Genomic DNA, 12,090 nt, shown 5'->3' on the forward strand with positions numbered 1-12,090 from the left:
AAAAATTCACTACATAATGAGCCTTCAAGAGACTTTATCTAATCAAGTAAAGCAAGCTGTAAAATCCAGTTTTAACATCGTATTGGAAACAGTCGAATTTCAAGCAACTAGGAAAGAGTTCGCTGGTGATATTACTGTTGTTATTTTCCCAATGTTACGTTTTGTTAAAGGAAATCCTGTGCAAATAGGAGAAACAATTGGGGATTATTTAGTGGAACATGTAGCAGATGTTAAGGCTTTTAATGTGGTGAAAGGTTTTTTAAATGTTGAAATAAGCGATTCATATTATATCGACTTCTTTAATGGTATTAAGAATAATGAAACCTATGGCTTTGTTTCATCAATAGCAGAAAAAAAGGCAGTCATGGTTGAGTATTCCTCACCAAATACGAATAAGCCTTTACATTTAGGACACGTACGAAATAATCTTTTAGGTTATAGTGTAGCCGAAATTTTAAAAGCAGCAGGAACAAAAGTTTACAAAACTCAAATTATAAACGATAGAGGGATACATATTTGTAAAAGTATGTTAGCCTGGAAACGTTTTGGAAATGAGGAAACTCCAGAAAGTACAGGGTTAAAGGGGGATAAGTTAGTAGGTAATTATTATGTGAAGTTTGATCAGGAATATAAAAAAGAGATTGAAGACTTAGTATCTACTGGTATGTCTCAGGAAGACGCTAAAAAGAATGCCCCTATTTTATTGGAAGCCCAAGACATGCTTTTAAAATGGGAAGCAGGTGATGAAGAAACGGTGGCGCTTTGGAAGAAAATGAACGGTTGGGTATATGAAGGGTTTGATATCACCTATAAAAATTTGGGTGTAGATTTTGATACATTGTATTATGAAAGCAATACCTATTTATTAGGAAAGGAATTTGTTGCAGAAGGCTTACGATCTGGTGTTTTTCATAAGGAAGATGATGGCTCCGTTTGGTGTGATTTAACCGAAGATGGACTAGATAAAAAAATTGTATTACGTGCTGATGGTACTGCGGTATATATGACACAGGATATTGGTACGGCAATACAGCGTATTAAAGATTATCCAGATGTTGGTGGTTTGGTATATACGGTTGGTAACGAACAAGATTATCACTTTCAGGTATTATTTTTAATTCTTAAGAAACTTGGTTTTGAATGGGCTAATAATTTATACCACTTAAGTTATGGTATGGTGGATTTACCTAGCGGAAAGATGAAAAGTAGAGAAGGTACAGTAGTTGATGCCGACGATTTAATTGATGATATGGCTAATACAGCTGGTGAGATTTCAGAGGAACTAGGAAAATTAGAAGGTTATTCTGATGAAGAAAAACAAGCCCTATATAAAACTATTGGTTTAGGAGCCCTAAAATATTATGTTTTAAAGGTAGACCCTAAAAAGCGTATTCTGTTTGACCCTAAAGAATCTATCGATTTTCAAGGCAATACAGGCCCTTTTATTCAATACACTTATGCTAGAATTCAATCCATTCTAAGAAAAGCTAATTTGGATGATACTGTCACACTGAGTACTTCGACTTCGCTCAGTATAGACTCCGACAAAGTGCCTTTACACGAAAAAGAAAAAGAACTTCTAAAACAAATACAATTATTTCCGGAGATTATACAAAATGCAGCATCACAGCACAGTCCAGCATTAATTGCTAATTATACTTACGATCTGGTTAAGGAATTCAATTCCTTTTATCAAAATGTATCCATCTTAGGTGCAGACAATGATAATGAAAAAACATTTAGAGTTCAGCTTTCAAATACGGTTGCTAATACGATTAAAAATGGGTTTAAACTGTTAGGGATTGATGTTCCGGAGCGTATGTGATTTTTTTATTCGTTTAACAACTTAATATAAAACTGTTTCAATATTTTATATTTAAAGTTAAACGAAATTATATATTTTTTTACAAAATAAAATCATAAAACTTCTTTAATAACTTCAATTTCAGTATCATCATCTTTCTTTTCAACAAGTTCAATAGTATACTTGGGAAGATTGTCTTTTTTATAAAACGTTATAGGTACGGGCAATACAGATGCTAAAGCAATCATGAGTATTAAAGCGAAAAGGCTTAATCCTTTTTTTAAAGTCTTCATTATAAGTAATGGTAAATGCGGCATCAAAATGATGTTGCAGATTAAAAAAATAAGTTAAAATATTGCCAGAATTCTGGCGGCTTATTATAGAATAATTATTATATGAAGACTCCTTTAGACTTGATGGTGTGTGTTTGAGCAATAAGGTTTTGCTCTAGAAGGTTATTGTAATTTTCAAACTGTAGGATAGTTTTCTTTTGAGACTTTAAAGTGATATTGAAATCAAAAGCGTGGATGTTTAATAAAGATTTAAAACTAAAAACAATGTATTGATTTAAGACTACTTTTTGAGCCTTTTTTGTAAAAGGCTTATATTGCTTAACTGAAGAATTGTTGTTTTTATATTTGCTAACAAGAAGTTCGGTCTGTGGTTTTTCATAATTAAAAGAAACACTTGTAAACCCCGAAAACGATACTAAAGTAATTAGTAAAGCAAGGCAGTTAAATATATTTTGTATGCTTTTAAACGACAACATACAGTAAAAGTAAGCATTAAAAATGAATTCTTAAACTTACGTTAGGCGTGATGCCAAGAGATTCATTTTCAACAGTATTAATCTCATTGTTGTCATTCAAGGTATAATAGGTATTTATAATGTTTTTTTTATTTAAAAGATTCCAAACAGATGCACCTATAGTGGCCCGAGTTGCATCAGAAATATTAAAGTTATAAGTAGCGGAACAATCTGTGCGTAAATAATCATCTAAATTATCACTATTAGGCTCTGTGTAAACAATAACTCGTTCATTTGAATCATGATTTGAATCTGGAAGCGTGATAGGTTTCCCAGAATGCCAATTGAGCCCTATAGCTAACTTAAGGCCGTTTTGTGTATAAGCCCCAGCAAAAGAAAATGTATGCTTAATATCTACATTATTAGGGAATTTTTTACCATCATTCAAAGATGGGAATATGTAATTATTATCACTATAAGAATAAGAAAACCAACAGCTTAAAATATCTCCAAACTGTTTGTTTAATAAGAAATCTACTCCCTGAATTTCATAACTTCCTATACTGTTTATAAATTGATATTGGTTTTGAAACCCTTGACTTCTGGACGTTATACCATCTACTTTTTTTATATATGCTTCAGCACTTATTAATAATTTGTTTTTGTTATAGTGAACGCCTGCCGAGAGTTGTTTACTTTTTATTACAGGAACAGGATAGATGGTTTTATTATTAATAACAATATTCTCTTCATTGTTGTTAGATAGTACCCATCTCCGATTTTCAATACCTAAAAAATCATTTTGTAAATCAATAATTTGAGAAGTTGTTTGGTGTTTGAATTCACCTAATACTTCAAATTTAAAATTATTTAAAAAGCGTTGATTAAATCTTAATCTGGGTTCTGCTAAAAATAACTTAAACTTATTTATATAGTTTAAACGACCACCTATTTTTAATTTGGTTTTGGCATTATTAGATAAAAGAGATGTTTCTGCGTAAATGGCATGACTTCTAATAACGTTTTTAATAAAGCTTCTAAAAGCAGGGTTGTTAACATCCTCTAAATTACTAATACCAACTTCAGAGAATTGATAGCCTCCGTTTATTTTCAGATAGCGATTATACTTATAGTTAATGTCAAATCTTGAAGAACCATCATAGACTTCGTTTTCTTGAATGAGACGTTGATTGTTAAAAATGTCATAATTTGTAGCATCTAAATCATAATTAGAAACATAAACTTGATATGTTGTAGAAAGTCTGTTGGTCCAATCTCTGGTATAAGTTAATCCAATTGCTGAGTTTTGTTGAGATAGTTTACTATTTAAGGCTTCATCTCTATCATTAATTGTAGATTGTTCATCATAATTTAGTTTGTTATTCACGTTTAGAAAATGAAATCTAATTTTATCTTTTTTAGAGATATCATATAAAAACTTTGCATTAATATCATAAAAATAAAATGTTTCATTTTGAGAAATAGAATTATTACTGGATTTACTAAAATCTGAATCTTCAAAAACACGTTTAAGGTATTGATCGTATGTCGGAGTAATAACTAAATCGGTAACAGAACGTCGTGTTGATAATTGTAACTCTGTTTTTTTTGATAATGGAATTTTAGCATATGCATCCACATTAATCAAATTAAAACCAATCCCTCCTTTAAACTCGTTATCAATATCATTGGGTAATTCTATATCTATAATACTAGAAATACCATCGCCGTATTTAGCACTGGTCCCATTTTTGTACATGTTAACACGTTTAGTTGTATGTGGATTGAAGGCTGAAATAAGCCCGAAAAAGTGTCCGGATTGATACATTTTTATACCATCCCATAACAATAAATTCTGATCGTGTGTACCACCTCTAACATTTATATTAGACACTTTTTCATCAGCACTTAAAACACCTGGAAGTGCCTGAATGGTTTGTAAAACATCAGGTTCTATTAAACCAGGAAGAATGCCAAAAGATTCTGGTTTTATAGTAATGGAACCGTCATTTAATTTAGTAATACCATTGGTAAGATAGTTAGTAACAACAATTTCTTTAAGTTTTTGTACTCTGTAGTTGTCTTTTTCTTTTTCTAAACGTTTAATAGCTATGAAACGACTATCTAATAATTCAAAATCAAGTTTAATGTTCTCTTTTAGAAATTCTAAAAGATCAACTAATGTTAAGTCTTCACTTGGTAAGGAGGCTTCTTTATCCTTGATAGTTTCGTCTGCATAAGAAAAACTGATGTTATGGCGTGCTTCAAGAATATTTAAAATAGCCGAAAGAGGTTGCTTTTCTTTTTGAGTATTTTGGGCTTTAAGGCTGGAAACATTCAAAAAAAATACTATAGAAAAAAAAGAAAGAAGTACTTTTCTACTCACGTTTTAATATTATAGTATTGTTTGTTTTACTATAAGTTACACGTAAAGGTAAGGTAATTGCTTTTATGGCCACATCCATGTTGTCATGGGCAAAACTACCTGTAAACAACTGATCCGAATCAATATTTACTAAGGTAATTCTAACACCATATTGTCTTTCAAATTCGGCAATAACTGTTTTGTAAGGTGAGCTTTTAAAAGTACTTTCATTACTTAACCACGAAGGTTGTGAGCGGTTTTCTTTTTCTTTAGCAATTATTTTCCCATCGATAATTAAAAAACTGTCGCCAGGATTTAACTTCGTTTCTTGAGAATTGTAATGAACGCCAACTAAACCTTCGTAGCAAATAACCTCAAAATAATTGTCCCATTGTTTTACATTAAATTGAGTTCCGTAAACAGTAACAAGCCCTGTTTTTGTTTTTACTTTAAATGATGATCCTTTAGCCACTTTAAAAAAGGCTTCACCATCAAGTTCTACTTCTCTATTGTGTTTCCAATCTTTTTTGTTGAATGTTAATATCGATTTTGCATTTAACGAAACATTAGAAGCATCTGGTAGTTTTATGGTTGTTTTTTGTGCAAACTCAGTAGTAATTGTAGTATCTAAAGTAGTTGTATAATAGTATAAACTAAAGCAAACAGCAAGTATAGCAGCAACACGCATAAATGGTTTAAACCATTGTGTTGATTGCTTTTTATTACTTTTAATAGTATTTAAAACAGTATCTAATTCTTCAGAAGTGTTATAATCATCTACTTTAAAAGCTTGTAAGCCTTGGTTTAACTTTACTAAATCATCATAATCTTCAAGCGCTTTAAACACTTCAAGTTCCTGATCATTCAGATCGTTATCCAACCATTTCGATATTAAAATGTCTCTGTCCATGATTCCTTAATTCAACTATATAACAGTTAACTTTTATTTTTTCCTACCCTTAATTTAATTTTTTTTTCAAAAAAGCTTAAATTTCAGTGTTCAGTGTTCAGTGTTCAGTGTTCAGTGTTCAGTGTTCAACCAGTTTTGCATCTTTATGAGTAACTAAAGGATATAAAAATTAAAAACCAAATTCCAAAAGTTTATTTTCTAACAACTAACAACTAACAACTAACAACTAACAACTAACAACATCACAACTCCTTAATATCCTTTCGTAATTTTTCTAAAGCACCATAAATACGTTTTTCTACAGCTTTAGTAGAAATGCCTAGAAGTTCAGCAATTTCTTTAAAACGTTTTCCTTCAACGCGATTCATCATAAAAGCAACACGCTGTGCTTCCGTTAAATTAGCCAGTGCTTTTTGTAATTTATCATGATACTCATTCTCTTGCATTAAAAATTCAGGATTTTCATTAGTATACATTTTAGGTTTGGTTTGCTGATGTTTTAGAACAACCTTTTGGTGTGCCGTTTCATTCAACATTAAATTATTAGCCGTAGTAAAAACAAAACTCTTTGCTTTATCTGGAGAAACCTTAGCGCAGTTTTCCCAAAGCTTAACAAAAGCCTCCTGTACTTTATCTTTAGGGTTTAGTAATTCACCAAACTTATAGTATAAAAAATTGTGTAAATCTTTAGAGTGTTTATTAAATATGGAAGAAAACATACGCTCTTCACAAATGTTTTCATGTAACTGTTTATCCATGTATTATTGGAGATTGATCACGCTAAATTAAAAAAAAACAAAACTAAAGGGTAGGAATTTTTAAAGTTATCCTGTTTTATAAATAAAAAAGCTATGTTTAACCCAAAATTAAATGTTATGAAATCAAAAATGAGAACATTATTATTAATGCCTTTTTTTGCCCTTTTATTATTTACTTCTTGTCAAGAAGAAAAAGTTGATATTACGCCACCAGCAGAAAGTGAGGCTCTTGTTGCAAATTCAGAACTAACAAGTTTTATTAGTGCCACGTCTGCCAAAGACGGATCTGCAGATAATATTATTGATAAAGCAAGTTGTTTATCTGTCGAATTACCAGTAACAGTTGTTGTTAATGGTCTTGAAATTATTGTAGACTCTACTGAAGACTATAAGGTCATCGAAGCTATTTTTAATAAATTTGAAGATGACGATGATAAACTAGAGATTGTTTTTCCTATAACTATTGTTTTAGCAGATCATACGGAGATTGTTCTTAATAATCGTACCGATTTAGAAAATTTAATAAAGGAATGTAAAGGTGAAAATGAAGCAGACGATGATATCGAATGTATCGATTTTCAGTATCCAATATCTTTTTCAGTTTACGATACAGAATTTCAGGTTATAGATGTTATTACTGTTGAAAATGACAGACAATTACACCGTTTTGTTAAACGTGTTGCCAATGCTGAAGTTTTAGCAAGTCTTAATTTTCCGGTAACTATGATTTATGCTGATGGTTCTACTACAGTTGTAAATAACAATGAAGAATTAGAAAGTACTATAAACGAGGCAAAAGATGATTGTGATGAAGATGATGATAATGATTATGGTGATGACGATTTTACTAAAGAGCGTTTAGATGAGTATTTAAAAATTTGCCCTTGGGTTGTTCATGAATTTAAAAGAGACAATCAAGATAATACTCCTGAGTACAAAGAATATGCTTTAAACTTTAAAGAAGATGGTGTTGTTGTAATGCGTGCAAGAGGTGGTGATATTTTAACAGGTACCTGGAATACGCGTGTAACTGATAGAGGAGCGCTTTTAAAGTTAGAATTTGATACGCTGGCTGACTTTACTTTAGAGTGGGTTGTATATGATATTGAATATGGTAAAATCAAACTTTACGAAGTTGGAGGTAACAGAATCATTATGAAGAAAAATTGTGATGTTGTTATAGATCATACAAAAGAAAGAGTTGAAAACTATTTACAAGAGTGTTTATGGAGAGTAGCACGCTTAAGTGTAGATGGTGCAGATAATGAAAAAGATTATATAGGTACACCTTTAAAATTCTTTGCAAACAATGTTGTTAAAATTAGAGTAAATGGTGAGTTAGTTGAAGGTACTTATGAAGTATTAGTTAGAAATAATGGTTTAGGCTTAAGCATTAATCTTGAAGGAAGACCAAACTTAAAATTAGAATGGTTAATTACGTTCCTTGAACCAGGTTTAATAAAACTGGAGTCATTAAATAACAGAGAAAATAAAATGGTGTTGAAAAGACATTGTCCAGAAGGTGATGAAGATATAAACTATATCAATGATGTTCTTACTTCCCCTTGGGGGGGAATTTGGGATGGAGGTTGGACTGTAGCCTCTTATCTTGATGGAGATGTAGAAAAAAAGGAGAGTTTTGAGTTATATGTAATTACTTTTTCAGAAGAAGGGAAAATAAATGTTTACAAGGAAAATAATAATGATGTAAAGTTTGATGGTTCTTGGTTAGCTTACAGAAATGATGATTTATTCCTTGGTATGCATTTTGGAATTGAAGCACCGTTTAATGATCTTAACCATAGATGGGTAATAAAATCCATTACATCAAATAGAATTGAGTTAAAAGATTACAATGCCAATGGTGGCATAGAAAGAATATTAGTTCTTGAACACGTACAATAAAATAAGTAATCTTACTGTTTTTGATTAAAAAAGGAAACACTTATCTTTCGGTTTGTTAGGTTAATTAGAGTTAAGTCTCCTTTTATATAGGCTGTCAAATTATATAATTTGACAGCTTTTTTTATTCCATTTTTTTATAATGAGCCTCTTTATTAATACGCTTCAAATCATTAACTTTGCATTCTTAAAATTAAAAGTAAATTATGTTTAATAATTTAAGCGATAAATTAGATAAAGCCTTACACGTTTTAAAAGGGCATGGAAGTATCACAGAAGTTAATGTAGCCGAAACTTTAAAAGAGGTTCGTCGTGCTTTGCTTGATGCCGATGTTAATTTTAAAATAGCCAAAGAATTCACCAAAAGAGTCAAAGAAAAAGCACTTGGTCAAAATGTTTTAACAACATTACAGCCAGGTCAGTTAATGGTTAAAATCGTAAAAGATGAGTTAACTGAGCTTATGGGAGGAGATGCAGAAGGTCTGAATCTTTCTGGTACTCCAAGTGTTATTTTAATGTCTGGATTACAAGGTTCTGGTAAAACTACTTTTTCTGGTAAACTCGCTAATTATCTTAAAAATAAGAAAACTAAAAATCCATTATTAGTAGCTTGTGATGTATATCGTCCAGCTGCAATTGACCAATTACATGTTGTTGGAGATCAAATAGGCGTAGAGGTTTTTAGTGATAGAGGAAATAATGATCCCGTAGCTATTTCTAAAGCAGGTATTGCTCATGCTAAAGCTAACGGACATAATGTAGTGATTATTGATACCGCAGGTCGTCTAGCTGTTGATGAGGTCATGATGACCGAAATATCAAACATTCATAAGGCTATACAACCACAAGAAACATTGTTTGTTGTAGATTCTATGACAGGTCAGGATGCTGTTAATACAGCAAAAACCTTTAATGATGTACTGAATTTTGATGGTGTTATACTAACAAAACTAGATGGTGATACACGTGGTGGGGCAGCAATTTCTATAAAATCTGTAGTAAATAAACCAATCAAGTTTATTGGTACAGGTGAAAAAATGGAAGCGATTGATGTATTCTATCCATCTCGTATGGCAGATCGTATTCTTGGAATGGGAGATGTTGTTTCTTTAGTTGAAAGAGCTCAAGAACAATTTGACGAAGAAGAAGCACGTAAACTTCAAAAGAAAATAGCCAAAAATCAGTTTGGTTTTGATGATTTCTTAAAGCAAATTCAGCAGATTAAGAAAATGGGGAACATGAAAGATCTTATGGGGATGATTCCTGGTGCTGGAAAAATGATGAAAGATATTGATATAGATGATGATGCCTTTAAAGGTATTGAAGCTATTATTCATTCTATGACACCTAAAGAAAGAAGCAATCCATCTATTATAAATTCAAGTAGAAAAATACGTATCGGTAAAGGCTCAGGGACTTCTGTTCAGGAAGTCAACCAATTGTTAAAGCAATTTAACCAAATGAGTAAGATGATGAAGATGATGCAAGGTGGCGGAGGCAAAAAAATGATGCAAATGATGAAAGGGATGCGTTAGTTTTGTTAGAAGTTAGAAGTTAGAAGTTAGAAGTTAGAAGTTAGAAGTTAGAAGTTAGAAGTTAGAAAGTGGATTTTTCACCAAATACCAAACAGAAAATAATGACAATCTTAGACGGAAAAAAAGTTAGCAATGATATTAAAAATGAAATTGCAGTCGAAGTTCAAAAAATAAAAGATAAAGGAGAGAAAGTACCTCATTTGGCAGCAATCATTGTAGGCAACGATGGCGCAAGTTTAACCTATGTTGGAAGTAAAGTAAAAGCGTGTGAACGTGTTGGTTTTGAGTCTACTTTGGTACAAATGTCTAATACCACAAGTGAAGTTGAATTATTAGATAAAATTAAAGAACTTAATGAAAACCCAGAGATAGATGGTTTTATAGTTCAGTTACCATTACCACCGCAAATTAATGAGCAAAAAGTATTATTAGCTGTTGATCCTGATAAAGATGTAGATGGTTTTCACCCTACAAATTTTGGTAAAATGGCTTTAGATATGTCTACCTTTATTCCAGCAACCCCATTTGGTATTTTAGAATTACTAGATCGTTATGGTGTAGAGACAAAAGGAAAACATACGGTTGTTATTGGTCGTTCTCATATTGTGGGTAGACCTATGAGTATTTTAATGGGACGCAAAGGATTCCCAGGAAACTCAACAGTAACCTTAACACATAGTCATACTAAAAACATCACTCAAATTACATCGCAGGCAGATATTATTATTTCAGCACTAGGAGTTCCTAATTTCTTAAAGGCAGAAATGGTTAAAGATGATGCTGTTATTATAGATGTAGGGATTACAAGAGTTACAGATGAAACCAGACCTAGGGGGTATAGAATAGTCGGTGATGTAGATTTTGCAAATGTTAGTAAAAAAGCAAGTTATATTACACCTGTTCCTGGTGGTGTTGGACCTATGACAATTGCTATGTTACTTAAAAATACATTACTAGCAAGAGAAAGACATAACATATAAAAGGTAGCATAATTAGCTTATATAAATGCGTTATAAATTTTTAATTTGTAACGCATTTTTTTATTGCATAGAAATGATAAAATAATACCATTTCTTGTTTGGAATTACAGTAAAATAAAATAATGATTTTTTGCTTTATACAAAATATAAAAATAAAGCATAGCCTAAGTTACGGTTTCTTTTTCTATTGAAGTAGAAGGCGAAAAAGGGTGTTTTATTACGGTTATTTCAAATGAGAATTGGTATAAGTATAAAAATGATACAGATTAGTATTATTCATTATTAGAAATTACAATCTTTTTCTTAATAACCTTATCATTGGCTGTATTTATTTGAATAATATAAACCCCATCACTGAGTAACCTAGTAGAGTAGTTGTATGCTTTTTTTGAATCATGAATCTTTTTATGTAATACTTCTTTTCCAGTAGCATTAAATAAACTAAATGTTTTTAAACTTAAAGAATTAGGGTTTAAGATTTTTAATTCAGAAATGGAATTATTTTGGAATACTTTTAAATTATCTAAATTAGTTTCAGTAGTGTGTAAGCTATTCTTGTTAAAAACAATTTCAAACCGATCTTTATAATTGTTGGCCTTAAGATTAATATTAAAATCCTGAGCTTTTAAATTAACAAAAGAGTCGTTTTCGTTATCATGTAGATAAATAGGCTGATCACTTTCAAAATTCTGAATGTCAGCAATTCTAATTCTAATCTGCGAGTCTTTGTTTAATTTGATCACCAAAGGGATTTTTAAAGTAGCATCAAAAGGCAGTGCCTCTGCGAGATAAGGCTTTCCATCCACTAACCAATGCGCGTCCAAAGCCAAAATATCATCTTGGTGTATATTGGATTCCATACCATAATCAAAACCAAAGGTTGTAGAGTTATGAAATGTTTCTACTAATTGTCTTGTATAGCTATTATTGAAATCAATATTCAATCTAAAACGTTTGTAGCCACTTGGAACTTTAAAAAAACCTTTAGTTTTTTTTGAAGTTTTCTTTTTTGTGTTAGAAGACTTAAAAAACTCACTGTCAGCATGTGTTTCCTTTATAAATATTCTATGGTCGTTTTTCGCTTTCAC

At 31.1% G+C, this 12,090-nt stretch carries 10 protein-coding genes; 4 read left to right on the forward strand and 6 right to left on the reverse strand.

The features are described from left to right. Positions 1-16: 16 nt before the first annotated feature. On the forward strand, positions 17-1,825 hold the full coding sequence (gene argS / locus EM932_RS12980; protein WP_135877619.1) for an arginine--tRNA ligase: 1,809 nt from the start codon (positions 17-19) through the stop codon (positions 1,823-1,825). 92 nt (positions 1,826-1,917) lie between these two features. Here the strand turns inward: argS and EM932_RS12985 are convergent, their stop codons facing one another. The 5 genes from EM932_RS12985 to EM932_RS13005 all read right to left on the reverse strand — a co-directional run bounded on the left by EM932_RS12985 (position 1,918) and on the right by EM932_RS13005 (position 6,585). Next, complete coding sequence (locus EM932_RS12985; RefSeq protein WP_135877620.1) at positions 1,918-2,097, reverse strand: hypothetical protein; 180 nt, start codon at positions 2,095-2,097, stop codon at positions 1,918-1,920. A gap of 98 nt (positions 2,098-2,195) precedes the next feature. Continuing rightward, complete coding sequence (locus tag EM932_RS12990) at positions 2,196-2,573, reverse strand: hypothetical protein (RefSeq protein WP_135877621.1); 378 nt, start codon at positions 2,571-2,573, stop codon at positions 2,196-2,198. A 16-nt stretch (positions 2,574-2,589) separates the two neighbouring features. After that, entirely contained in the window at positions 2,590-4,938 is a 2,349-nt protein-coding gene (locus EM932_RS12995) for a TonB-dependent receptor plug domain-containing protein (RefSeq protein ID WP_246041062.1), read from the reverse strand. Next, a complete protein-coding gene (locus EM932_RS13000) occupies positions 4,931-5,827 on the reverse strand; it encodes a FecR family protein (RefSeq protein ID WP_135877622.1) in 897 nt (298 codons plus the stop codon). Before EM932_RS13000 ends, EM932_RS12995 begins: the two co-directional genes overlap by 8 nt. Before the next feature lie 242 nt (positions 5,828-6,069). Beyond that, a complete protein-coding gene (locus EM932_RS13005; protein WP_135877623.1) occupies positions 6,070-6,585 on the reverse strand; it encodes an RNA polymerase sigma factor in 516 nt (171 codons plus the stop codon). Between the two features lie 117 nt (positions 6,586-6,702). Between EM932_RS13005 and EM932_RS13010 the strand changes: the two genes are divergently transcribed. The 3 genes from EM932_RS13010 to EM932_RS13020 all read left to right on the forward strand — a co-directional run bounded on the left by EM932_RS13010 (position 6,703) and on the right by EM932_RS13020 (position 11,002). Continuing rightward, positions 6,703-8,490 carry a hypothetical protein gene (locus tag EM932_RS13010; protein WP_135877624.1) on the forward strand — a complete coding sequence of 596 codons (1,788 nt, stop codon included), beginning with the start codon at positions 6,703-6,705 and terminating at the stop codon, positions 8,488-8,490. 203 nt (positions 8,491-8,693) lie between these two features. After that, positions 8,694-10,022 carry a signal recognition particle protein gene (ffh, locus tag EM932_RS13015; RefSeq protein WP_135877625.1) on the forward strand — a complete coding sequence of 443 codons (1,329 nt, stop codon included), beginning with the start codon at positions 8,694-8,696 and terminating at the stop codon, positions 10,020-10,022. Between the two features lie 101 nt (positions 10,023-10,123). Continuing rightward, on the forward strand, positions 10,124-11,002 hold the full coding sequence (locus EM932_RS13020) for a bifunctional 5,10-methylenetetrahydrofolate dehydrogenase/5,10-methenyltetrahydrofolate cyclohydrolase (protein WP_135877626.1): 879 nt from the start codon (positions 10,124-10,126) through the stop codon (positions 11,000-11,002). A gap of 272 nt (positions 11,003-11,274) precedes the next feature. On the opposite strand, the gene EM932_RS13025 is transcribed toward EM932_RS13020, so the two are convergent. Further along, positions 11,275-12,090, reverse strand: an 816-nt coding sequence (locus EM932_RS13025; protein ID WP_135877627.1) for a T9SS type A sorting domain-containing protein, incomplete at its 5' end; no start/stop codon positions are given.

Source organism: Flavivirga rizhaonensis, assembly GCF_004791695.1.
Lineage (GTDB): Bacteria > Bacteroidota > Bacteroidia > Flavobacteriales > Flavobacteriaceae > Flavivirga > Flavivirga rizhaonensis.